Source organism: Enemella dayhoffiae (assembly GCF_002250625.1).
Taxonomy (GTDB): Bacteria; Actinomycetota; Actinomycetes; order Propionibacteriales; family Propionibacteriaceae; genus Enemella; species Enemella dayhoffiae.
On record NZ_NMVQ01000045.1, the window covers coordinates 1 to 23783 of the forward strand.

The 23783-nt window shown below is 68.7% G+C and carries 22 protein-coding genes and 1 pseudogene; 6 read left to right on the forward strand and 17 right to left on the reverse strand.

Annotated elements, in window-relative coordinates; genetic code table 11:
• The coding region (locus tag CGZ93_RS15835) for an integrase core domain-containing protein (protein WP_141211252.1) at positions 1-110 on the forward strand (110 nt) is incomplete at its 5' end.
• A 45-nt stretch (positions 111-155) separates the two neighbouring features.
• Here CGZ93_RS15835 and sucB read toward each other — a convergent pair.
• The 13 genes from sucB to CGZ93_RS15905 form a co-directional block, all read right to left on the reverse strand.
• A complete protein-coding gene (gene sucB / locus CGZ93_RS15840) occupies positions 156-1892 on the reverse strand; it encodes a 2-oxoglutarate dehydrogenase, E2 component, dihydrolipoamide succinyltransferase (protein ID WP_094365125.1) in 1737 nt (578 codons plus the stop codon).
• A 28-nt stretch (positions 1893-1920) separates the two neighbouring features.
• Positions 1921-3318, reverse strand: a complete 1398-nt coding sequence (gene lpdA / locus CGZ93_RS15845; RefSeq protein ID WP_094365126.1) for a dihydrolipoyl dehydrogenase — start codon at positions 3316-3318, stop codon at positions 1921-1923.
• Positions 3315-4307 carry an alpha-ketoacid dehydrogenase subunit beta gene (locus tag CGZ93_RS15850; protein WP_094365127.1) on the reverse strand — a complete coding sequence of 331 codons (993 nt, stop codon included), beginning with the start codon at positions 4305-4307 and terminating at the stop codon, positions 3315-3317. Before CGZ93_RS15850 ends, lpdA begins: the two co-directional genes overlap by 4 nt.
• Entirely contained in the window at positions 4297-5658 is a 1362-nt protein-coding gene (locus CGZ93_RS15855; protein ID WP_229117519.1) for a thiamine pyrophosphate-dependent dehydrogenase E1 component subunit alpha, read from the reverse strand. The genes CGZ93_RS15850 and CGZ93_RS15855 overlap by 11 nt, the downstream gene beginning before the upstream one ends.
• Positions 5655-6125 carry a MaoC family dehydratase gene (locus CGZ93_RS15865; protein ID WP_229117520.1) on the reverse strand — a complete coding sequence of 157 codons (471 nt, stop codon included), beginning with the start codon at positions 6123-6125 and terminating at the stop codon, positions 5655-5657. Before CGZ93_RS15865 ends, CGZ93_RS15855 begins: the two co-directional genes overlap by 4 nt.
• A 128-nt stretch (positions 6126-6253) precedes the next feature.
• Complete coding sequence (locus CGZ93_RS15870; protein ID WP_094365128.1) at positions 6254-6913, reverse strand: DUF4190 domain-containing protein; 660 nt, start codon at positions 6911-6913, stop codon at positions 6254-6256.
• A gap of 142 nt (positions 6914-7055) precedes the next feature.
• The gene (locus CGZ93_RS15875; protein ID WP_094365129.1) at positions 7056-8045 is read right to left on the reverse strand and encodes a malate dehydrogenase; all 990 of its coding nucleotides are present in this window, start codon (positions 8043-8045) and stop codon (positions 7056-7058) included.
• A 266-nt stretch (positions 8046-8311) separates the two neighbouring features.
• On the reverse strand, positions 8312-9928 hold the full coding sequence (locus tag CGZ93_RS15880) for a solute symporter family protein (protein ID WP_094365130.1): 1617 nt from the start codon (positions 9926-9928) through the stop codon (positions 8312-8314).
• Positions 9925-10326 (reverse strand): DUF485 domain-containing protein, encoded by a 402-nt coding sequence (locus tag CGZ93_RS15885; RefSeq protein WP_094365131.1) that lies wholly within the window; start codon positions 10324-10326, stop codon positions 9925-9927. Before CGZ93_RS15885 ends, CGZ93_RS15880 begins: the two co-directional genes overlap by 4 nt.
• A gap of 127 nt (positions 10327-10453) precedes the next feature.
• Positions 10454-11305 (reverse strand): formyltetrahydrofolate deformylase, encoded by an 852-nt coding sequence (purU, locus tag CGZ93_RS15890; RefSeq protein ID WP_094365132.1) that lies wholly within the window; start codon positions 11303-11305, stop codon positions 10454-10456.
• Positions 11306-11328: 23 nt separating this feature from the next.
• The gene (locus CGZ93_RS15895; protein ID WP_094365133.1) at positions 11329-11925 is read right to left on the reverse strand and encodes a hypothetical protein; all 597 of its coding nucleotides are present in this window, start codon (positions 11923-11925) and stop codon (positions 11329-11331) included.
• Between the two features lie 77 nt (positions 11926-12002).
• A complete protein-coding gene (locus tag CGZ93_RS15900) occupies positions 12003-13169 on the reverse strand; it encodes a nucleotide sugar dehydrogenase (RefSeq protein WP_094365134.1) in 1167 nt (388 codons plus the stop codon).
• Between the two features lie 35 nt (positions 13170-13204).
• Positions 13205-14329 (reverse strand): GNAT family N-acetyltransferase, encoded by a 1125-nt coding sequence (locus CGZ93_RS15905; protein ID WP_094365135.1) that lies wholly within the window; start codon positions 14327-14329, stop codon positions 13205-13207.
• Positions 14330-14444: 115 nt separating this feature from the next.
• Here CGZ93_RS15905 and CGZ93_RS15910 point away from each other — a divergent pair, with 115 nt between their 5' ends.
• From CGZ93_RS15910 to CGZ93_RS15925, 5 genes and pseudogenes are all read left to right on the forward strand, one after another.
• Positions 14445-15797, forward strand: a complete 1353-nt coding sequence (locus tag CGZ93_RS15910) for a hemolysin family protein (RefSeq protein ID WP_229117521.1) — start codon at positions 14445-14447, stop codon at positions 15795-15797.
• A 93-nt stretch (positions 15798-15890) separates the two neighbouring features.
• Positions 15891-16910, forward strand: a complete 1020-nt coding sequence (trpS, locus tag CGZ93_RS15915) for a tryptophan--tRNA ligase (RefSeq protein ID WP_094365136.1) — start codon at positions 15891-15893, stop codon at positions 16908-16910.
• 18 nt (positions 16911-16928) lie between these two features.
• A complete protein-coding gene (locus CGZ93_RS15920; protein WP_094365137.1) occupies positions 16929-18167 on the forward strand; it encodes a phosphotransferase in 1239 nt (412 codons plus the stop codon).
• Positions 18168-18360: 193 nt separating this feature from the next.
• Positions 18361-18447 (forward strand): annotated as a pseudogene (locus CGZ93_RS19780) (hypothetical protein); the annotation flags it as partial.
• The gene (locus CGZ93_RS15925) at positions 18421-18576 is read left to right on the forward strand and encodes an LGFP repeat-containing protein (protein ID WP_267489747.1); all 156 of its coding nucleotides are present in this window, start codon (positions 18421-18423) and stop codon (positions 18574-18576) included. The pseudogene CGZ93_RS19780 and the gene CGZ93_RS15925, both read left to right, overlap by 27 nt.
• Before the next feature lie 19 nt (positions 18577-18595).
• On the opposite strand, the gene CGZ93_RS15930 is transcribed toward CGZ93_RS15925, so the two are convergent.
• The 4 genes from CGZ93_RS15930 to CGZ93_RS20160 all read right to left on the reverse strand — a co-directional run bounded on the left by CGZ93_RS15930 (position 18596) and on the right by CGZ93_RS20160 (position 23727).
• Positions 18596-18958: a nitrile hydratase accessory protein gene (locus CGZ93_RS15930; protein WP_229117522.1), complete on the reverse strand. Its 363-nt coding sequence runs from the start codon at positions 18956-18958 to the stop codon at positions 18596-18598.
• The gene (nthB, locus tag CGZ93_RS15935) at positions 18955-19596 is read right to left on the reverse strand and encodes a nitrile hydratase subunit beta (protein WP_094365139.1); all 642 of its coding nucleotides are present in this window, start codon (positions 19594-19596) and stop codon (positions 18955-18957) included. The genes CGZ93_RS15930 and nthB overlap by 4 nt, the downstream gene beginning before the upstream one ends.
• A complete protein-coding gene (nthA, locus tag CGZ93_RS15940) occupies positions 19593-20231 on the reverse strand; it encodes a nitrile hydratase subunit alpha (protein ID WP_094365140.1) in 639 nt (212 codons plus the stop codon). Before nthA ends, nthB begins: the two co-directional genes overlap by 4 nt.
• Before the next feature lie 175 nt (positions 20232-20406).
• A complete protein-coding gene (locus CGZ93_RS20160; protein WP_094365141.1) occupies positions 20407-23727 on the reverse strand; it encodes an ExeM/NucH family extracellular endonuclease in 3321 nt (1106 codons plus the stop codon).
• Between the last annotated feature and the right edge of the window lie 56 nt (positions 23728-23783).

The following is a 23783-nucleotide window of genomic DNA, read 5'->3' on the forward strand; positions in this document are numbered from 1 at the left end:
GCAACACCGAACGTGCCGCCGCACTTGCCCCTTGGCTCGAGCACTACAACACTGAACGATGCCACAGCGCACTCGGAGGCAAACCACCGATCAGCCGGCTACCAACCTGATGGCCGGGTACATCTAGCGCCCCGGCCGAGCTCGCCGCAACTCCCTCAGGCCAGGTCCGCGCCCCAGTCCCGGGTCTGCAGGATGTCGCGTACCCGGAGCAGGAATTTGGACGCGGTCGCCCCGTCGAACGCCCGGTGGTCATAGACCAGACCGATGATGCCCACCGGGTGGATCGCGATCATGTCGCCCACGGCGACCGGCTTGCGGGCCACCCCGTCCAGGCACATGATCGCCACGTTGGGCTGGTTGATGATCGGCGCCGACGCATAGCTCTGATAGGGACCCACGTTGGTGATGGTGAACGTGGAACCGCGCATCTCGTCCATCCCGAGCTTCCCGGCGCGCCCCAGCTCGGCCTGCTTCTTGATCTGGCTGCCGACCCCCTTCAGGTTGAGCTGGTCGGCGTCGCGCACCACCGGCACGATCAGACCCTGCTCGTCCAGATCGACGGCGATGCCCAGGTTGACGTAGGGGTGCAGCGTCTGCTGCTTGTTCGGCACGTCGATGCTGGAGTTCACCGCCGGGAACTCCAGCAGCGCGTCGCAGGTCGCGCTGGCCACGAAGGTGAGATAGGACAGCGAAGCCCCGGTCGCCTTCTTGTACGCCTCCTTGTGCGCCCGACGGCACTTCTCCACGTTCTCGTAGTCCACCTCGATCGAGGTCCACACCTGGGGCGCGGTCTGCAGCGAGCGGACCATCCCGGCGGCGATCGCCAACCGCATCTTCGACAGCGTCACCACCTCGTCGCGGTTGTCGGGGACCCCCGGCACGGCCGGTGCCCCGGCATCCGGCCCCATCGGGGCCGCCGCTGCGGCCGCGGGCGCCTGGGTGGCGGCTGCGCTGGGTTTCGCGGGCGCGGCGGGGTTCGGCGTACGCCCGGACGACGGCTTGCCGCCGCCGGCCGAGATGGCCGCCTGGACGTCTTCGCGTCGGATCCGTCCGCCCTCACCGCTGCCGGAGATGTCGGCCAGGTCGATGCCGTGCTCGGCCGCCAGCCGGCGGACCAGGGGGGACAGGTTCTTGCCGGGGGAGGCGCCCGGACCGGCGCTCGCGCCGGCGGGGCTGGACCTGGTCGGCCCCTTCTCGCCATGCGCCGGGGCCGGAGCCACCTCCCCGGAACCGGACGGTTCGGAACCGGCCTCGCCGATGCGGGCGATCACCGTGCCCACCGGGGCGGTTTCGCCCTCGGCGACCAGGATCTCCAGCAGGACGCCGTCGTGCGGGCTGGGGATCTCGGAGTCCACCTTGTCGGTGGACACCTCATAGAGCGGGTCGTCGAACTCGACGGTGTCCCCGACCTGCTTCAGCCAGCTGCCGATGGTGCCCTCGGTGACGGTCTCGCCCAGCTTCGGCATGGTCAGGTCGTGCACGATCCCGGCGCCCTCGGCCATTCCCGCGGACTCGCCCGGCGGCGTACCCTCGTCGGCTGAGCCTGTCGAAGCCTCGTCGGTCGAGCCCCCAGAACCGTTGGCTGAGCCTGTCGAAGCCTTGTCGGTCGAGCCCCCAGAACCGCTGGCTGAGCCCGTCGAAGCCCCCTCCGGGCCGATCCGGACCAGCTCGGTGCCGACGGGTACGGTCTCGCCCTCGCCGACCAGGATCTCCAGCACCACCCCGTCGTGCGGGCTGGGGATCTCTGAGTCCACCTTGTCGGTGGACACCTCGAACAGCGGGTCGTCGAACTCGACGGTGTCCCCGACCTGCTTCAGCCAGCTGCCGATGGTGCCCTCGGTGACGGTCTCGCCCAGCTTGGGCATCGTCACGACGAAGATCTCGTCTGTCATCTGTTGTCTCCTCGCAGCTCGGGGCGGTTCAGCCGTGCAGCGATCGGCCACTGAAGGTGATCATGGTTTCGCCGATGATCTCCGACAGGCTCGGGTGGGCGTGGATCAGGTGGGCCACCTCCGACGGCGTGGCCTCCCAGTTGACCGCGTAGTAACCGCCGTTCATCAGCTCCGAGGCCCACGGCCCGCAGAGGTGGAAGCCGATGATCGGTCCGTCGTTCGGCCGGGCCAGGATCTTGATCATCCCCTCGGTCTCGCCGACGATCATGGAGCGGCCGTTGCCGGGCCAGGGGTGCTTGCGCACTTCGTAGTCGATGCCGGCCTCCTTGGCCTGCTCCTCGGTCATCCCGGACCAGGCGATCTCCGGGTGGGCGTACACGATCCACGGCACCTTGCCGTAGTCGACCGGGACCGGGTCCTCACCCAGGATGTGCCGCACCGCCACGATCGCCTCGGCGTACGCCACGTGCGCCAGCCCGGGGGTGTTCACCACGTCGCCGACGGCGTACACCTTGTCGCGGGTGGTGCGCATGGTGGCGGTGTCCACCTCGATGAATCCGCGGTCGTCGAGTTGTACGCCGGCCTCGGCGAACCCCTGGTCCTCCGACAGCGGCCGGCGACCGACCGCCACCAGCACCTGCTCCACCTCGAGGGTCTGCTCCTTGCCCTTCACCTCATAGGGCACCGTGACCGAGGAGCCGTTGTCGGTGAGCCTGCCCACCTTCGCCCCGCCGATCGCCTTCAGCCCGCGCTTCTTCAGGCTCTTGGCGACGTGGGCGGCCACCTCCTGGTCGGCGCCGATCGGCAGCACCGGGTTGGGCAGGTATTCCAGCAGCGTGGTGTCCACTCCCAGGTCGACGAAGACCGAGGCGAACTCCACCCCGATCACCCCGCCGCCGATCACCGCGATCGACTTCGGCAGCGTCTCCCAGGTGGAGTTGGTCGCCTGGTCGGAGGTGATCACGCGCGGACCGGGCTCCATCCCGGGGAACCACTTCGGCACCGAACCGGAGACGATGATGACGTGCTCGGCGTCGATCACCCGATCGTCGACGACGATCTTCCCGTCGGCGTTCATGGTGCCGAAACCGCGCACCATCTCGATCTTCCGCTTCTTGATCAGCCCCTCGAGGCCCTTGACCAGCTGGTTCACCACGCCGGACTTGCGCTTGTTCACCGCCGGCCAGTCCACGGTGGTCTCGCCCTTGGGCAGCCGGAAGCCGAAGCCGTCGGCGTGCTGCACGTTGCGATACACCTCGGCGGCCTGCAGCAGCCCCTTGGCGGGGATGCAGCCCCGGTTCAGACACGTTCCACCGAAGGTGTCCTTCTCCACGATGGCCACCTTCAGGCCCGCGGAGGCGGCGTACAGGGCCGCGGCGTAACCGCCAGGACCGCCGCCCAGCACGCAGATGTCGAACTCGCTCACGCCCGCACCACCTTGACCACGGTCTCCTCGATCATGGCCGGCTGCGGAATCACCGCATCCTCCAGCGGGGGGCTGGTCGGGGTCGGGGTGTTCAGCGCGGCCACCCGCTCCACCGGCTGGTCGAGCCACCAGAAACACTCCTTCTGAATCATCGCCGCGATCTCGGCGCCCATGCCCAGGTGCTCGGCCGCCTCGTGCAGCACCACCGCCCGGGAGGTCTTGCGCACCGACTCCACGATGGTCTCGACGTCCATCGGCACCACGGTGCGCAGGTCGATCACCTCGACGGAGATGTCCTGCTGCTCGGCCAACCGCTCGGCGATCTCCAACCCCTGGTGCACCCCGGCGGAATAGGTCACCAGGGTCACGTCGCTGCCTTCGCGGGCCACCCGCGCCTTCCCCAGCGGGATCGGCTCCAGCGACACCGGGTGCTGGGCGGTGAGCCGGCGGTACAGGTACTTGTTCTCCAGGAACAGCACCGGGTTGTTGTCGCGGATCGAGGCGATCAGCAGCCCGGCCACGTCCTCGGCCAGCCCCGGCATGACGATCTTGATCCCCGGCACGTGCGCGAAATAGGACTCCACGCTCTGGCTGTGCGTGGGCCCGGCGCGCAGCCGACCGCCGAAGGGCGCCCGCATCGTCACCGGCATCGGATCGCCGGTACGCCAGTGGTGGCGGGCCAGCACGTTGATGATCGGGTCGAAGGCGCAGGAGATGAAGTCGGCGAACTGGAACTCCACCACCGGGCGCAGCCCGACCAGCGCGGCCCCGGCGGCCAGGCCGGTCACCCCGGTCTCGGCGATCGGGGTGTCCACCACGCGGCGTTCCCCGAACTTGTCCAGGAATCCCTTGGTCACCTTGAACGCCCCGCCGAACTGGCCGACGTCCTCGCCGATCAGGAACACGTTGTCGTCGCGTTCCATCTCGGCCTCCAGGGCTGCCCCGATGGCGTCCAGATAGGTGTAGGTGGTCTTCTCCTCAGTCGGCATAGACACCGTCCTCGATGTTGCTGGGGTCGGGCATGGGGGCCGCCAGAGCGGTCTTCCTGGCCTCGATCGCCCACTTCCTGGCGTCCTCACGGATCGTTTCGGCCTCGTCCTGGCTGACGATCCCCGCGGCCACCATCCTTTCCTCGAACAGGGCGACCGGGTCCCGCTTGGCCCAGGTCTCCTTCAGTTCCGGCAGCACGTAGTCACCGGGGTCGTGCTCGGCGTGCCCGTGCATGCGCATCGTGACCGCCTCCAGGATCGACGGGCCGCCGCCGCTGCGGGCCCGTTCCACGCACTCGGTCGCCGCGTCGTGCACCGCGACCACGTCGGTCCCGTCGCACTTGATGCCCGGCATCCCGTACGCCACCGCCTTGATCGCGAAGCTGGCCGAGTGGGTCTGCAGCGGCAGCGGGGTGGAGTAGGCGTACTGGTTGTTCTGGATCACGAACACCACCGGCAGCTGCATCGCGCCGGCGATGTTGACCGCCTCGTGGAAGTCGGCCCGCGAGGTCGACCCGTCGCCGCACATCGCCACCGCGACCCGGTCCTCGCCGCGATACTTGGCGGCGAACGCCATCCCGGTGGCCACCGGGAAGTTGGCCGGGATGTGGCTGGGCGGGTTGTAGGTGTTCAGGTCCAGCCGGCCGTAGTGCAGGGTGCCGTCCCGTCCGCCGGTCGGCCCGATCGCGCGGCCCATGAACGACGCCATCACCTGCTCCGGCGGCATGCCGCGCATCAGGTGCGCGCCGACGTCGCGGTGCAACGGGCAGAAGTAGTCGTCGGCACGCATCGCCGCCATCACCCCGACCCCGATCGCCTCATGCCAGTTGCCGGAGTAGTAGGAGCCCAGCAGGTCACCGCTGCGGTACATCGCGTGCATCCGGTCCTCGAACGCCCGGGTGTGCACCAGCGCCTCGAGCAGTCTGCGCATCAGTTCGGGGTCCCGGCCGTCGACCGGTGCCGGGGGATTGGCCGAGGTGTCGGTGATGTTCAGCGCCGCCAGCACCTCGGCGGGAATCTCGTGCGGGACCGGCGGGGCCAGGGTGCCGGCCGCGGAGCCCTTGACGGACTCATAGGTGGGCACCTCGACCTCCTTGGACACGTCGAGATCCTGCTGGCCCAGCGCCACCGTCTCCGCGGCCAGGGTCCGGTTGCCCGCGGCCTTCTTGGCGGTCGCCTTCTTCGCCGGGGCTTTCTTGGCGGTCGCCTTCTTCGCCGGGGCCTTCTTGGCGGTCGCCTTCTTGGCGGGGGTCTTCTTCGCCGCAGCCTTCCTGGTCGCGGAGCGGGACTCGGTGTCGCTGTCGTTGTTCGCGGTGGCCATCAGCACCTCCTGGATCGCAGGCTTTGTCACTCGTAGTAGCGGAACACCAGATCGGCCACGCAGCAGGGCTTTTCCTCACCCTCGACCTCATAGCTCAACCGGTAGACGGCCTCGATCCCACCGGGCAGGTCCTTCACCTCGGCCAGGTTCACGTGCATCCGGAACCGGCTGCCGGTCTTCAGCGGAGCCGGGAAACGCACCTTGTTGAGGCCGTAGTTCAGGATCACCGAGAATCCTTCGACGGTGCAGATCTCCCACAGCAACCCGGTCGACATGGACAGGGTCAGGAAGCCGTGCTGGATGGTGGTGCCGTAGGGACCATCCTGGGCACGTTGCGGATCGACGTGGATCCACTGCTCGTCACCGCTCATCCGGGCAAACTCGGTGATCCGGTCCTGGGTGACCTCGATCCAGCGACTGGTGCCCAGGTCGGAGCCGGATCGTTCGTGCAGCTCGGCGCTACCGGTGATCACATCGGGGGTCTGCTGGTCGCTCAACTCGGCCTCCTTGACGTTTGTCCCGACCCTAGTGGTCGGCAACTTTGGAGGGAAGGGGCCGCTCAGGAGTTGATCACCAACCTGTACGCCGGAGGCTCCGGTGTCCTGGCGGGCGGGCGTACGCCAGGTCAGGAGGTGATGCCGCCGATGACCATCAACAGGATGATCATCGTGCCGATCGCGCTCGTCGCGATCCCGCCGATCGCCAGCCCCCGCCCGGAATAGGAGCGCGGTTCGTTCGAGATCTGACGCAGGGCGGCGATCCCGAACCCCAGCCCGATCGGCCCGGTGATCCCGCAGGTCACCGAGAGGATGCCGAGCACCAGCGACACCGTCGCGTACGGCGACTTCGGCGGTTCCGGCCGGAAGGCGTACGGGTAGGGCGAGCCGTAGGGGCGGGAATGTCCGGTCGGCACCGGCGGATAGGGCTGCAGCGCGTTCTGGGCCTGGTAGTCGCGGTAGGCGGCCTGGGCCGGATCGACGGTGCCATAGGGGTAGGTCGGGAAGCTCGGGCCCTCGGCGTACGCCGGCTGGGTCGGCTCGGGGTACGCCGGCTGCTCGGGTTCGGCGTACGGGGCCTGGGTCGGGTAGGGATCCTGGGGGGCCTGGGCCTGGGCCTGGGGGGCCTGGGGTGGCTCGGGGGAGGGCGAGGGCGCCGCTGCGGAGGTCGCTTCGAAGCCCACCGGGGTCGTGCCGTCGGCGAGGGTCTCGAACCGGTTGTTCTCGCCGAGCCCGTCACCGGGGCGGGCTCCCTCACGGCTGAAGGGGCTGGCCGATCCGTCCGTCATCGTGACCACCTGTCTGTCCTTTCACCAAGCGTACTTGTCGACGACGCCACGACAGGGGCGCTCGGTTCCCCGCGGTCGTCGCGGCGAGGAAAAAGTCAGGCCCCGTCCGCGTGGACGGGGCCTGACCGGTTGCCGGGTGGAATCAGAGCAGACCGAGCTCGCGCACGGCGTCGCGCTCCTCGGCGAGCTCTTGCACCGAGGCGTCGATCTTGCCCCGGGAGAACTCGTTCACCTCCAGGCCCTGGACAATCTCGTACGTGCCGTTGCTCACGGTGCACGGGAACGACGAGATCAGGCCCTCGGGTACGCCGTAGGAGCCGTCGGAGGGGACCGACATGGACACCCAGTCGCCCTGCGGCGTACCGGCGACCCAGTCGCGCATGTGGTCGATGGTCGCCGAGGCGGCCGAGGCGGCCGAGGAGGCACCGCGGGCCTCGATGATCGCCGCACCGCGCTTGGCCACGGTCGGGATGAACGTGTTCTCCAGCCAGTCCTGGTCGTTGACCGCCTCGGCGGCGTTCCTGCCGCCCACCTTGGCGTTGAACAGGTCCGGATACTGGGTGGCCGAGTGGTTGCCCCAGATGGTCATGTTGGTGATCTCGGTGACCGCGACGCCGAGCTTCTCGGCGAGCTGCGAGATGGCGCGGTTGTGGTCGAGCCGGGTCAGCGCGTTGAACCGCTCGTTGGGGATGTCGGGGGCGTTGTTCATCGCGATCAGCGCGTTGGTGTTGGCCGGGTTTCCGGTCACCAGGACGCGGATGTCGTCGGCCGCGTTGTCGTTCAGCGCCTTGCCCTGCGGGGCGAAGATGCCGCCGTTGTCCTTGAGCAGGTCACCGCGCTCCATGCCCTTGCCGCGCGGCTTGGCGCCGACCAGCAGGGCGATGTTCACACCGTCGAACACCTGGTTGGCGTCGTCGCCGGTGACGATGTTGTTCAGCAGCGGGAAGGCCGCGTCGTTGAGCTCCATGCAGACACCCTCAAGAGCCTTCAGCGCCGGGGTGATCTCGAGCAGGTGCAGGTCGACGGGCTGGTCCTTGCCCAGCAGGTCACCCGCCGCGATGCGGAACAGCAGGCTGTAGCAGATCTGACCGGCGGCACCGGTCACCGCTACCTTGACGGGGGTCTTGCTCACGGTTTCTCCTTCGACTCGGATGACGCTCTGACGTTATCAGGGCACCCAGGCTCGCTCACGCTTACCGCCTGACTCCCACGCGTCCCCAAGTGGGAAAGCGCGAGTGGGAACCGATGAGCGTGAGCGAGGACCCCGGTCTGGAGGCGTACCAAGGAGAAACCCGCGTCGCTCAGGTATCGAGCGACGCGGGTCTCCGCGAGTTTTCGACGGCTACGCCGAAGACCGGGGATTGGGCGCCCTGCGCGCGAAGCGCCTGATGAAACAGATCAGTGGTTGATCGCGCCGTGGGCTCCGGCACCGGTCATCGAGCGCACCTCCATCTCGGCGGAGATCGCGGTGTTGTCCTCCTTGCTGAGCACCGAGCCGAGCCAGCCGAGAAAGAAGCCGATCGGCACCGACACGATCGCCGGGTTGTCCAGCGGGAACCAGGCGAAATGCAGGTTGGGGAACATCGCGCTGGCGAGCGGCTTGGTGTCGCCGATCATCCCCGAGACCGCCGGGGAGAAGATGATCAGCACCAGCGCCGAGATCAGCCCGCCCCAGATCGACCACACCGAGCCCTGGGTCTTGAAGTTCTTCCAGTACAGCGAATAGAGGATCGACGGCAGGTTTGCACTGGCCGCGATGGCGAAGGCGAGCGAGACCAGGAAGGCGATGTTCATGCTCTTCGCCGCGATCCCGCCGAGGATCGACAGGATGCCGATCACCAACACGGTGTAGCGCGCCACCCGCACCTCCTGGGCCGGTTCGGCGTTGCCGTGCTTGATCACCGAGTTGTAGATGTCGTGTGCGAACGACGCCGAGGCGGTGATGGTCAGACCGGCCACCACGGCCAGGATCGTGGCGAAGGCGACACCGGCGATGATCGCCAGCAGCACCGTCCCGCCGAGGGCGTACGCCAACGCCGGCGCGGCCGCGTTCGCCTTGCCGGGCAGGGCGTTGATGGCGTCCTTGCCGACGAGCGCCGCCGCCCCATAACCGATCACGATCGTCATCAGATAGAACGCGCCGATCAGCCCGATCGCCCAGGTGACCGACTTGCGGGCCTCCTTGGCGGTCGGCACGGTATAGAAGCGCATCAGCACGTGCGGCAGGCCGGCCGCGCCGAGCACCAGCGCCAGCGACAGCGAGATGAACCCCAGCTTGTTGGTGCCATAGCGGCCCATCGGCTGGATCAGCGCCTCGCCGGTTCCAGCCTTGACCGCGTTGACCCGGTCGATCGCCGACTGGATCACGCTGGACAGGTTGAACCCATAGAGCGCCAACACCCAGATGGTCATCACGAGCACGCCGCCGACCAGCAGCACGGCTTTGATCATCTGCACCCAGGTGGTGCCCTTCATGCCGCCGATCAGCACGTAGGCGATCATCAGCAGCCCGACGATGGCGATCACGATGTTCTGCGCCATGTCGCCCTGTACGCCGAGCAGCAGGTTCACCAGTCCACCGGCGCCCGCCATCTGGGCCAGCAGATAGAAGAAGGAGACCAGCAACGTGGACACCGCGGCGGCCATGCGTACCGGACGCTGCTTCATCCGGAACGACAGCACGTCCGCCATCGTGTAGCGACCGGTGTTGCGCAGCGGCTCGGCGACCAGCAGCAGCGCCACCAGCCAGGCCACCAGGAAGCCGATCGAATAGAGCAGACCGTCATAGCCATAGAGCGCCACCGCGCCGGCGATGCCGAGGAAGGAGGCCGCCGACAGGTAGTCACCGGCGATCGCCAGACCGTTCTGCCGGCCGCTGAACTGGGCGCCGCCGGTGTAGAAGTCACCGGCCCGCTTGCGCCCGCCGGTGGACACCCGGATCACGATGAACAGTGTGACCACCACGAACGCGGCGAAGATCGCGATGTTGACGATCGGGTTGCCAAGGGTGTTCATGCGGCGCCTCCGCTCTCCAGTTGGTCCTTCAGTCGCGTCGCAGCCGGGTCCAGGGACTTGTTGGCGTGCCGGATGTACAGCCAGGTGATGACGAAGGTGGAGACGAACTGCAGGATGCCGAGCACCAGCCCGTAGGTGATCGCCGAGCCGCCGATCCGGTGCGACATGAACCCCTCGGCATAGCAGGACAGCAGCACGTACAGGAAGTACCAGACGATGAAGAACACCGTCATCGGGAACGCGAACCGGCGGAAACGGGAGCGGAGGTCCGCGAACTCGCTGCTGTTGGCGACCTCGACGAACGCGTCAGAGGTCGGTTGGACCCGGGATGCGCCGCCGGACGCGGCCGGTGGGACCTCGCCGGCGGGTTCGCCGCCGGTCGGTCTGCTGTCGCTCATGGAGCCTCCAGTGATCGGGCCGCTCGACCGTGAGCAGCCAATGCCCAAAACATGACACAGGTCACACCAGAATGTGAGCCGAAGCCCCGGAGGCGATCACGAATCGTTACGTGGTGGCGTACCGCGGTCAGCGGAAGATGATCGTCCGCGCTCCGTCGAGCAGGACGCGCCGTTCGGCGTACAGCTTGACCGCCTGGGTGAGGGTCCGCGATTCCTCGTCCTGGCCGATCGCGACCAGGTCGGCGGGGGAGCGGGTGTGGTCCACCCGGACCACGTTCTGCTCGATGATCGGTCCCTCGTCCAGGTCGGAGGTGACGAAGTGGGCGGTGGCGCCGATCAGCTTCACCCCACGGGCGTGCGCCTGGCGGTACGGGTTGGCGCCCTTGAACCCCGGCAGGAACGAGTGGTGGATGTTGATCGCCCGCCCGGCCAGCGCCGCGCACAGCTCCGGCGACAGGATCTGCATGTAGCGGGCCAGGACCACGAGCTCGATCTGGTGTTCCTCGACCACCTCCAGCACCCGCTGCTCGAACGCCGCCTTGGTTTCCGGCAGCACCGCGTGGTGTTCCAGGGGTACGCCGTAGAAGCCGGTCAGCTCCGCCAGATCGGGGTGGTTGGCCAGCACCAGCGGGATCTGCACCGGCAGCCAGCCCGAGCGCTGCCGAAACAGCAGGTCGTTGAGGCAGTGCGCCGCCTTGGAGGCGAGGACGAGGGTACGCAGCGGGCGCCCGACCTCGTCCAGCTGCCACTCGGCCGCCAGCTCGTCGGTCAGCGCGTCCAGCGCCCGCTCCAGCTCGGCCCGGTCGACCGCCGACTCCACCTGCAGGCGCATGAAGAATCGCCCGTCGGTGTTGGAGAACTGCTGCAGCTCGGTGATGTTGCCGTGGGCCGACACCACCGCCCCGGAGACGGCGTGCACGATCCCGGGCCGGTCGTCGCAGACGAGGGTGATCACCCACTGCTGGTTGCTGGAACTCACCGGTCCACCTTAGGGGCACATCATCAGTTGGCCGGCGCAGGCAGCGGCACCTCGCCGACCTTGTTGCCCAACTCGTCGTTGATCACGATCGTGATCGGGCCCGGCGGGGCGTCGAAGCTGACGACCCCGGCCCACCAGTCTCCGGGTTTCAGCTCCCGCGAGGAGAGCACCGGCTCGTTGCCGTCGCTGCCCATCGTCGGGGTCAGCGGTGCCTGGTTGGGGGCCACCGCCGCGAAATAGAGCGGGTTGACCAGCACCTTCCCCTCGCGGGCGGTGACCAGCACGTCCAGCACCAGATAGCGGCCAGTGGGCGGCGCCGAGTTGGGCCCGTTTCCGGTGCGCTGCCAGGAGAACGTCTTGATCTGCAGGCTGGCCGCGCCCTGTTGCAGCTTGTAGTCCACCGGTGCCGGGCCCGGCAGCAGCACGCGGTTCTCGGTCGGCGTGGCCGTGGGGGTGGGGGTACGCCGGGGAGTCGGCGTGAGCGGCGCGACCGAGGCCCGGGTGGCCGAGGCGACCGAGGTGGGCCGGCCGACGGCCGTCGCTCCACCGCCGCACCCGCAGAGCAGCAGCACGGCAGCCGAAACGGTCCCGACGATGGTTCGGGTGGCGGTGCGGTGCATCGTTCGAGTGTGCCACCGTCGGAGCATCGATGACTCGGCGACGGGCCGTGACTGGGTGATCAGTCGTGGTCGATCGGTCAGTCCTGGCCGAACAGGTCGCGCGTGTACACCTTGTCGACCACGTCGGCCAGCGCCTCGGACGGGCGGTTGGCGACGATCACGTCGGCCCGCGACTTGAAGTCGGCCAGGTCGGTGACCACCTCGGAGTTGAAGAACTCGTCGGCCTCGAGGGTCGGTTCATAGACGATCACCGGGACCCCCTTGGCCTTGATCCGCTTCATCACCCCCTGCACCGAGGAGGACCGGAAGTTGTCCGAGCCGGCCTTCATGGTGAGCCGGTAGATGCCGACCACCTCCGGCCCGCGAGCCAGGATGTCGGTGGCGATGAAGTCCTTGCGGGTGGTGTTGGAGTCGACGATCGCGCGAATCAGGTTCTGCGGCACCTCGGAATAGTTCGCCAGCAGCTGCCGGGTGTCCTTGGGCAGGCAATAGCCGCCATAACCGAACGACGGATTGTTGTAGTGGTTGCCGATCCGCGGATCGAGGCCCACGCCGTCAATGATCTGGCGGGTGTCCAGGCCATGGTTGGCGGCATAGGTGTCGAGTTCGTTGAAATAGGCGACCCGCATCGCCAGATAGGTGTTGGCGAACAGCTTGATCGCCTCGGCCTCGGTGGATCCGGTGAACAGCACCGGCACGTCGTCGTCCTCGGCCGCCTCGACCAGCAGCTCGGCGAACCGGTGCGCCGATTCGGTGTCGCTGCCGACCACGATCCGCGACGGGTGCAGGTTGTCGAACACGGCCCGCCCCTCGCGCAGGAATTCGGGTGAGAACATCAGTTCCAGACCGGGGTGTCGCTCGCGCAGTTCGCGGGTGTGGCCGACCGGCACCGTCGACTTCACCACCACCGTCGCGGCCGGGTGCTGCTCGGCCACGGCCGCGACCACCGCGTCCACGCTGGAGGTGTCGAAATAGTTGGCGTCCGGGTCATAGTTCGTCGGCGTCGCCACCACCACGATCTCCGCGTCGGCGTACGCCTCAGCGGGCTCGGCGGTCGCCCGCAGGTCCAGCCCGCCGCCGGCGAGCAGCTCGGACAGCTCGGGGTCGGCGATCGGGGAGCGGCCGCCGTTGACCGTGGCCACCCGCTCGGCGTCGATGTCCAGCGCCGTCACCCGGTGGCGCCGGGCCAGCAGTGCCGCCAGGGACATCCCGACATAGCCGAGTCCGACCACAGTGATCCGCATGGGCGCACCATATCCGGGGTGTGGTGAACGGACGGTTACGCGATCCGGGAGAACGCCAGCAGGTCGGTCCGGGACCCGTTGCGCAGCCGTTCGGCACCGGTCATCGACCCGGTCTCGGTGAACCCGGCCGCCCGCGCCACGGCGGCCGAGGCGACGTTGTCGCGGGCGCAGCGGACGGTCAGCGCCTGGTGCGGGCCGTCGACGCCGAGCGCGAAATCGGCCACCCGGCGTACCGCCGCGGAGGTGACACCCCGGCCGCGGGCGTCGGGGTGCGCCCAGTAGCCCAGCTCGCCCGTGCCGGCGTCGTCGGTCAGCCGGAACAGCGTCACCGCCCCCAGGCAGCGGTCGTCGTCGGTGGCGGTGACGCACCAGGTCCACTGGTCGTGCCGGGAGTCGCCCTCGCGGCACCAGTCCACGAACTGTCGGGCCGCGGGCAGGTCATAGGGGGCGGGCAGTTGCGGCATCCACCGCTGGGTCAGCGGATCGTCGCACCCCTCGACGATCCGCGGCAGGTCGGCCTCGGTGAACGCGCGCAGCCGCAACCCGTCGGTTTCGAGGGTGGGCATCCGGGGTACGCCACCCCGCGGGTCGTCGGTGGTCAGCGTCGCCAGCCAGCAGTCCCGCAGCTCACCGCGCTGCGGGGCGTACGCCCGCAGGGGCGCGGCGAACCGGAAGCCGAGGCTCTCGGCCAGCCAGCGCGAGGGCCAGTTGCCCGCGTACGCCAGCCAGACCAGGCTCCGCTGGCCACCGGGGCCGAACGCCCAGTCAACCACCATCCGGCAGGCAGCCGCCATGATCCCGCGGCCTCGGGCACCCGGCCATGCGGCGAGACCGAACTCGGCCCGGGCGGGGCCGGTCAGCCGCAGGTCGATCGTGCCGCAATAGCGGCGTACGCCGTCCACCTCGGCCTCGACCGCCCAGGCGATCAGTCTCCCCGCCGCCACCTCCCCGCGGAGGTGCTCATCGACGAACCAGCGGGCATCGGCCTCGGCATAGGGCACCGGGACCGTGGTCCAGCGGATCGACTCGGGGTCGCGGCACTGTTCCACCATCCCGGGCAGGTCGGCGTCGGTGTGGGCGCGCAGGGTGATCCCGCGCTCGGTGTCGAACAGGGTGGGGATGTCGTCTGGCCAGCGGGGCGTGGCGGGGTTCGCGGGCATGTCCGAGATTCAATCGCATCGCGGCAACCCGCTTTCCGTATCCTTGGCCCATGATCAGCGATCAGGAGTGCCATAGACCCGTGCCCGCCGCCCGTCCGGGTGAGGGGTTGGCCTCGTGCTGACCGACATCCTGCTGATCTTCATCTTCATCGTGATCGGCGGCATCTTCGCCGGTGCCGAGATGGCGCTGGTGTCGCTGCGCGACAGCCAGATCAAGCAGCTGGCGCACCGCGGCAAGCGCGGCGCCACGGTGGCCCGGCTGGCGGCCAACCCGAACATGTTCCTCTCCGCGGTGCAGGTCGGGGTGACCCTTTCGGGCTTCCTGTCCTCGGCCTTCGGCGGCGCCACCCTGGCGGCGGCACTGGCTCCCCAGCTGACCCGCGCCGGACTGCCACCCAACGCCGCCAACCTGGTCGCGCTGGTGCTGATCACGATCGTCATCTCCTATTTCTCGATCGTGCTGTCCGAGCTCACCGCCAAGCGGCTGGCGATGCAGCGGGCCGAGGGGTTCGCGCTCGCGCTGGCGCCGATGGTGAACGGGATCGCCACGGTGCTGAAGCCGGTGATCTGGTTCCTCGGGGTTTCCACGAACGTCGCGGTGCGGGTGCTCGGTGGCGACCCGCGGGCGTCCCGTGAGGAGGTCACCGACGAGGAGATCCGCTCGATGGTCGCCGGCTCGCAGACCCTGGGTGATGTCGAGCGGCAGATCGTGGACGACGTGTTCGACGCGGGGGAGCGGTCGCTGCGCGAGGTGATGATCCCGCGTACCGAGGTCGACTTCCTGGAAGGTGACCTGCCGGCCTACAAGGCGGTGCGGCTGATGGCCGACGCCCCGCACAGCCGCTATCCGGTGATGCGCGACGGTGCGGACGACATCGCGGGATTCGTGCACGTGCGGGATCTGTTCGATCCGGACGTGGCGACCCGCTCGACCCCGGTGATCGAGTTCGTACGCCCGGTGCTCGCCCTGCCCGAGACGGTGAAGGTGCTGCGCGCGCTGAGCGAGATGCGCCGCAACGCCGCGCACCTGGCGATCGTGCGCGACGAATACGGCGGGACCGCCGGCATCGTCACCATGGAGGACCTGGTCGAGGAACTGGTCGGCGACATCACCGACGAATACGACGTGGTCGCCGAGGAGACGATCACCACGGTGCACGAGCGCGAGCTGGACGGGCTGTTGTCGCTGGAGGACTTCGCCGACGAGACCGGGCTGAGTCTGGACGAGGGCCCCTATGACACGTTGGCCGGCTGGTTCATGGCCCGGCGCGGTCAGCTGCCGGTGGTCGGCGCCGAGCTCGAGGCCGAGCTGATCCCGGTGGAGCAGGCCGAGTCCGAGGAGCCGATCGCCGAGCGGTTCTCCTTCACCGTGACCGAGCTCGACGGCCGCCGCGCCGCCCGCATCCTGATGAAGCGCCTCGATCCCACGCTCCCTGACCCGGCCGAGGTAGACCCCAACGTTCCCTGAGCCTGTCGAAGGGAACCCGGCCAACGTTCCCTGAGCCTGTCGAAGGGCCAATCGATTGGCGACGCGTACACCCGACGCAGCAGAATGACCCCCATGCAGAACGCCAAGCCTCGAGCCCTCTCCCTCGCCCAGTCCACCGCCGATTCGATGCACCTGGGCAACTATCTGGGCGCGCTGCGGCAGTGGGTCGGGATGCAGGACGAGTTCGAGGCGTTCTTCGGCGTCGCCAACCTGCACTCGCTCAACGAAGGCCCCGACCCCGAAGTCCTGCGGGAGCGTACGCTGCGCACCGCCGCCCAGATCATCGGCGCCGGCGTCGACCCCGAGAAGTCGGTGGTGTTCGTGCAGTCGCAGGTGCCCGAGCACACCCAGCTGATGTGGGTGCTGTCCTGCCTGACCGGGTTCGGCCGGGCCGAACGGATGACCCAGTTCAAGGACAAGGCCAGCAAACGCGGCACCGAGTCCACCAACGTCGGGCTGTTCACCTATCCGATCCTGATGGCCGCCGACATCCTGATCTATCAGGCCGACAAGGTTCCGGTGGGGGAGGACCAGCGCCAGCACCTGGAGCTGACCCGCGATCTGGCCGAGCGGTTCAACACCACCTACGGCGAGACCTTCGTGGTGCCGCAGCCGCACATCCTGTCCTCGGTCGGCAAGATCCAGGACCTGCAGGATCCGACCGGCAAGATGTCCAAATCGTCCCCCTCGCCGAACGGCCGGATCGACCTGCTCGACGACCCCAAGGTCGTCACCAAGCGGTTCAAGTCCGCGGTCACCGACTCCGGCAGCGAGGTCCGCTTCGACGAGGCCGAGAAGCCGGGCGTGTCCAACCTGCTGAACATCCTGTCCGCGTTCACCGGTACGCCGATCCCGCAGCTGGAGCAGGACTTCGAGGGCAAGATGTACGGCCACCTGAAGGTCGCGGTCGCCGAAACCGTCGCCGACGCCCTCGCCCCGATCCGCACCCGCACCCTCGAGCTGCTGGACGACCGGGCCGAGCTGCAGCGGATCCTGGACGACGGCGCCGAGCGGGCCCGCGTCGTGGCTGCGGCCACGATGACCGACGTCTATGACAGGATCGGGCTGCTGGCGGGCCCGAAGGGGGCTTGAACGACCCGGAGAGAATGAATGAGTGCGACCGTGCAGGACCCGGACGGGTCCCGCCTGCTGACCACCGATCAGGTGGCTCCGCTGCTAGCCGCGGCCGTCTCCCATGCCGGCGGTCACCTGGTGTCTTGGCAGTTGGACCACGTCGACGCCAACCCCAACCAGTCGACCACCGCCACCTACACCGCCGTCGTCGACTGGCCGTTCGGCCGACGCAACGAGCTGCTCGGGGTGAGCGCACGCGCCAACGGGCGTACGCCGACCGACGAGCGCGCCGAGATCTTCGTCGACGGCGACCGTGAGGCGGTGGTCTGGCTCTATCCGCGCGACCCCGACCTGCCCGGGCTGGCGCGGGCGGCATACCCGGAGGACATGTCGCGGCTGCTGTCGGGGGTGATGGGCGTGCCGGTGCCGCCGGATCGGGTCCGCCTGGACATGATCGGTTATCGGCCGCGGCGCCGGGCCGTGCTGCGCGCCACCACTGACCTGGTCGGGCCGCAGGGGCCCTATCGGACCGTGTTCTATGTGAAGGTGCTGCGCGAGACCTTGTTCGAGGAGGTACGCCGCCGCCACGAGTTGCTGCGTGGGGCCGGCGTACCCGCCCCACGGGTCGCCGCCGCCACCCCGGACTGTCTGCTCGTGCTCGACGAGTTGCCGGGAATCCCGCTGAGCAAGGCGATTTTCGATCCCGAACCGCCCTGCACCGCCGAGCAGCTGATCTGGGTACTGGACTCGATGCCGCGCCCGGTCTCCGAGCTGCCGCGGCGGGCGCCCTGGGCCGATTCGATCCAGCACTACACCGAGATGGTGATCAAGGCGATGCCGACCCTGGAGCATCGGCTGCGGTGGCTGGCCGAGGAGATCAGCACCGGGCTGGCGCCGATCCCGCCCGGTCACGAACCGACCCACGGTGACTTCCACGAGGGTCAGATCCACGTCTCCGGCGGGCAGATCTGCGGACTGCTCGACGTCGACACGATCGGCCCTGGGCGTCGTGCCGACGACCTGGCGTGTCTGGTCGCCCACCTGTCCACCGTGCAGCGGATGAACGCCCAGCAGGCGGCCCGGGTGCGGCACCTGTTGTCGACGTGGGTGCCGGTGTTCGACGAGCGGGTCGACCCGACCGAGCTCAGGCTGCGGGCCGCCGCCGTGGTGATCTCGCTGGCCACCGGCCCCTATCGCGGCCAGGAACCCAACTGGCAGGCCGAGACGGTCGGCATCGTCGATGCCGCGGAAACCCTTGTGTCACAGGTTTTGTGAACCGTCAACAATCCGGTCGTCCAGTCCGGATGGAGGAGAATCCCCCTATTGCCCGCGACGCGGGGACCACCCTGATATCGCCATAAGCACAGGTCGTGCGGTGGAACTCGGGGGAGAACCCACATGTCCAGACGATTCCTCTCGCGCGCCGGAATGGCGCTCCTCACTCTGATCCTCGCGGTGCGCGCAGGCGTTCCACGGCGGGATGATCCACTGGTCCCCCGCCAGCGGCGCCTGGCCGACCTGGGGGGCGATTCAGCAGCACTGGGCGAAGAACGGTTGGGAGACGGGGAAGTACGGTTATCCGCTCGACACCGAGAACTGTTACCCGTTGGGTGGTGGTACGGGTTGTCAGCAGCACTTCCAAGGCGGCGTGATCACCTGGAACCAGATAGCTGGCGCCTACTGAGGGGTCGCGAGTCGGCCGATCAGCTCAGGCTGATCGGCCGGCCGTGCAGAGTCCTGGCGGCTGCCTCGTGCCAGGCCCGCTCGGTGCGGACGAGCTCGTCGGCGGTGACCAGGCCGCGGTCGGCGAGCAGTCCCAGCAGGGCGTCGGTCCAGCGGAGGTAGTAGTCCGAGCCGTCGGAATCCGTGCTCTGCTTGAGTTCCCGGCCGAGGCGATCGGCCCATTCCGGCCAGTCGAAGACGCCGCGCTCGTGCAGGGCCACGGTGATCGCGAACACCTGCGCCTGCCAGGGTTCGGCGAACACGGTCTTATCGCCGGCGGCCGGCGGCAGCGGCATCGCATCACAGCTCGCCTCGACCCGGGCCAGTTCCTCGGCGGCGCTCACGGTGACTCCGGCTCGACCGGTCGGAGGTAGGGCTCGAACGCGTCGACGCTCACCACCAGGCCGGGGCCAGCGTCGGATCCCCACAGCTCGGTGCCCGCGAACTCCACCGTGTAAAGGAATTCTGGCGTCCGATCGGGGACCTCGCCGATCGGCACCGCGTTGCGATCGGGAAACACGAACGCGCCGTGGACGGCGCTCACCGTGCCGATCTTCGCGGCGGCGTACGCCGGGAGCCGGGTGTGGACCACTTCGGGCACGGCCGTGGTGCGCACCCGCTGACCCACCCGGTACGCCGGAAGTACTGCGGTCTCCCGGTCGTAGGGCGAGCCGTTCTGCAACCCGGGCAGCATTTCCGCCCAGGTCCGGGCCCGGACTCCGCAGTCGTCCAGCAGTCCGGACCGCCGCAGCAACCCCTCGAGCGCCTCGAGCCAGATCCGGTAGTAGCTCTTGTGCAGGTAACCGGGCAACCGTTCCCGGGCCGACCGGCTCTGGTCGATGTTCCATCGCCCGAGCGCCCCGGTGGCCAGGGTCAGGGCCAGCGTCCGGCGCTCCCACTCGGCGTGGAAGGTGGGTTCATCGGGCTCGGGGTGGACCGGGCCGAGGTCGGTTCGTCCCCCAACATCCTGCTGCCGGCTCACCGTTGAGGCTCCGGCCCGGTCTGCTCCGGCAGGAGCGCGGTCCCGATCATCGAATCCCGGGAAACCAACCCGGCCAGGGATTCCTCCGTCCAGCCCTCGGTGCCGCTGGGGCGCTGCGGCAGCACCAGGTAGCGGACCTCGGCGGTCGAGTCCCAGACCCGGATGCGGGTGTGTTCGGGGAGAGTGTGACCGAAGTCGGCGAGTACGCCGCGCGGGTCCCGCACCGCCTTGGCCCGATAGACCGGTGACTTGTACCAGACCGGCGGCAGCCCCAACACCGACCACGGATAGCAGGAGCACAGCGTGCACACCACCAGGTTGTGCAGCTCGTCGGTGTTCTCGACCGCCACCAGATGTTCGCCCTGTCGGCCACGGCACCCCAGCTCGGCGACCGCCGCCGTGGCGTCGCTGAGCAGCCGGTCCCGGAAGCCCGGATCGACCCAGGCGCGGGCGACCACGGCCGCCCCGAGGTGGGGGCCGATCTCCGACTCGTAGCGCTCGACGATGCGGTCCAGGGCATCCGGGTCCACCAACCCCCGGTCGGTGAGCAGGGTTTCCAGCGCTCTGGCCCGGGCGTCGGACTCCGACAGCTCGGAAAACCCGTCATGGGTGTGCTCGTGCTGGTCCGCCGCCATGCGGTCAAGATTAGACCCCGCACAACTCCGGTCTGACGCCTGGGGCGCGACGAGCGGCCGCGGGTTCGCGGCGGGTGCCGGTCCGTGACACCGGAGATGTGCGGGGAGAGCGCCAACAGGTCGGGCCCCGGGACCGTGTGGTCCCGGGGCCCGATCGTGCCGGCTGTGCGTGTGATCAGAACGTGCCGCGCACCGCATTCCAGACGATGGTGCCGCCCTGGAAGTCCTGGCGACACTCGCGTACGCCGTTCACGGTGCCACAGGTCTCACCGAACACCGGATAGCCATAGCGGCCGGCCTCCCAGCCGTTGCGGGCCCAGTGCTGCTGAATCGCACCCCAGACCGGCCGGGCGTCGGTGCGGGGCGACCAGTAGATCGCGCCCCCTTGGAAGAACTGCCCGCAGCCGCCGTCGCGCAGCCCGCAGAACTCGGATCCGGTCGGGTAGCCGAGCTGGCTGGTCTCCCAGCCCAGGGCGGCGTACCGCTGATAGATCGCCCCCCAGATCGGGTGCGCCCCGGTCGCGGGCGACCAGGAGATCAGGCCGCCGCTGAACCGCTGGGTGCACCCGCCGTCACGCAGCCCGCACAGCTCGTCACCGGTGGGATAGCCCAGCGTGCTGGTCTCCGACTTCACCTTCCCGTACGCCTGGCCGATGGCTCCCCAGACGGGGTGGGCATCGGTGCCGGGGGACCAGTACATCGAGCCGCCCCGGAAGAACTGCACGCAGCCGCCGTCCCGCAGCCCGCAGATCTCATCCGAGGTGGGATAACCGAGCTTCCCGGTCTCCCAACCCATCCGGGCCCACTTGTCGCGAACCGCACCCTTCACCAACTGGGCGTTGGTGCTGTTCGAGGAATAGATCGAACCGCCGGTGAAGTGACGCATGCAGCCACCGTCCCGCAGCCCACAGGTCTCGGGTCCGGTCGGGACCCCGACCGGCCCATTCATCCCGCCCAGGGAGTTCCACTTCACCGTGATCGGCGAATCCGGATTCGGAGTCGGAGTCGGCGTGGGCGTGGGGGTCGGGGTCGGCGTGGTCGTCGCCGCCTTCAGCCCCACCAGTGCCGGATCATGATCGGAGGCCGCAAACGGTTCACTGGTATAGAAATCGGTCACGTTGTAGTTGCGCCGCGAATACTGCATCGCGACCGACTCGTCGGCGTTGATGTCCCACACCCCCGATCCGGTGACCAGTGCCTTCGCCGCCGCGTTGGCGAAGATGTGGTCCAGCGAACCGAGCCGACCGCTGAACTGATAGGTCGTCTCGTCGGGGTTCTCGACGTTGTGATAACCCGCCGCCTCGATGATCTGGACCGGCTCCTCCTTGCTGTAGGCGTTGAAGTCACCGACCAGCAGCACCGGCTTGCCGGCGAACTGTTGGTTCGTCCAGCTCGTCAGGGCGGTCGCCTGCGCCTTGCGTGACGGGTTCGACTTGCCCTGGCCGGTGCCGTCGTCGTCACCAGAGCCCTTCGACTTGAAGTGGTTCGCGACCGCGACGAAGCCGAGATTCGACGTGGTGGAACGGAATTCCTGGGCCAGCGGATAGCGGGCGTTGGCGAACGCGTCGTCCAGCTGGATCAGCGAACCGCCGACCGGCGCCGCCTTTGACTTGTCGTAGATGAACGCGGTGCGGATCACGTCCTCGTTGCTCGGGGTGACCGTCGGGCTGGGCACCGCGGCCCAGTTGCCACCCTTGGCGTTCAGCTCGGCGACCAGCTTGTTCAGCGTCAGATCCCGCTCGTGCGAGATCCAGGAGAGCCCGGCGGAGTTCTCCACCTCCATCAGCGCGATCACCTCGGCCCCGGATCCGTTGATGGCGTTGACGATCTTGGCCTGCTGGTCGTTGAACGCCGACTGCGTGTACGCCCCGCGCACCTCGCACATGTCGGTCGTCACCGGGTTGCCGTTGCGATCGGTGTACGCCTTGCACGGCTTGACCGCGTTCTCCTGCTCACCGAGATCGGTGAAATAGTTCAGGATGTTGAAGGTTGCCAGCTGCAGCTCCCCACCGACGGCCGGCGGGGTCGCCGGGCGGTCGTTCTCACCGGTCACCGGGATGTCGGTGTCGTCGCTGCCGACGACCTGCCCGGTGGGCTGGAAGTTCCACTGGAAGCGGTAGTCCAGGATCACCGGCTTTCCGAACGTCAGTTGGGAATTGGTCCGCATCGGCGTGGTCTGCGACAGGTAGGGCAGCGGGGATCCCTTGGCGGTCGCGTTGTTCATGTAGTCCCACGCCGACCCGTCATCCAGGGTGATGTACTTCTTCGCCTGCTCGGCCTCGTAGGCCGCTGCCTCGGTGTAGGGCACCTTGTCGGTGGCGGTGTAGAGCGGCTTGTCACCCACGGCCAGACCGAGCTGGCCGTACTGGTTCAGCTGGTAGTTGTTGGTGATCGTGTAGTTGCCCTGCGGCAGCACCGACATCCCCTCGTACGCCTCCTTCTCGGCGTCGGTGGTCGGCAGCGTGGCCAGCGGGGTCGGCGTCACCGGAGCGCAGCCGTCGACCGCGGTGAGCGTGATCCCGGTCAACTCGGTCAGCGTCTTGTAGCCGTCGGTCTGGGTGGTCGGATATTCGGTCACCTTGCCGGTCACGTCATAGCAGCGGCCCGGCTCCACCGAGGTGTTGCCGAAGGCGAACACACCATCGGACGCCTGACCGGCGGCCTTCGGCGTACCCCCGCTGCCCGGGGTCTGCAGATAGAACCCGTTGAACCCGCCGGTCGGATAGTTGGCGGTCACCACACCGCGCACGGTCACGGTCTGGTCCTTCAGCGGCGACATCGCGCCGGTGCCCTGCACCTCGGCGATCGTCCGGGTCGTCGGCGTTCCCGTGGTCGGGCTGGAGGTCGGTGTGGGCGAGGACGGGCCGCTCGGCGTCGGGGTCGGCGTCGGCGTACCACCAGCGGAGTTCTGCGGGGTCGGCGCGCCCACCGTGAAGTCGGCGGCGTTGTTGTCGGTGTCCACGCCGGCGGTGGTCCGCGCGGCCGAGGTGGTGTTGGACAGCGCCGGGGTGGCCGCCCCCTCGAACCTGGTCGCCGCGCCGTAACCGACCTTGTCCACCACGGCACCGGAGGCGTCGGTGAGCTCGACCGCGCCGTTGGTACCGCTCATCGCCACCGCGCAGGTGACCTCCGGGGTGGGCAGCGCCGGGGCGGTGCCGGTGCCGGCCGCCTGCTGGGCCAGGTAATAGCCCGACGGCTGGACCGCCCCGGTCAGCGCGCAGCTGCCGCCCGAGCCGCCGCTCGCCGAATAGTAGGTGAGCTTCCAACCCGTGAGGTCGATCGGCGACGCGGTCCGATTGTAGAGCTCGATGAAGTCGTTCTTGAGCGGGGCGCCGGAGTTTCCGCCGCCGCCGTACACCTCGTTGACGACCAGGTGGTCGGCGACGGCGCGGGGACTGGCGGGGGCGGCGTACGCCCCGGCGACCGCCATCGAGGTGGACAGCAGGCCGGCGGCGGCTGCCAGCGCGATGCTGGCTCTGGATCGGGTCCAGGACATGAGGGGGACTCCCGTGGTTGGAGGCAGGACCCGCCCGACGCTAGCGGTGCCGGACG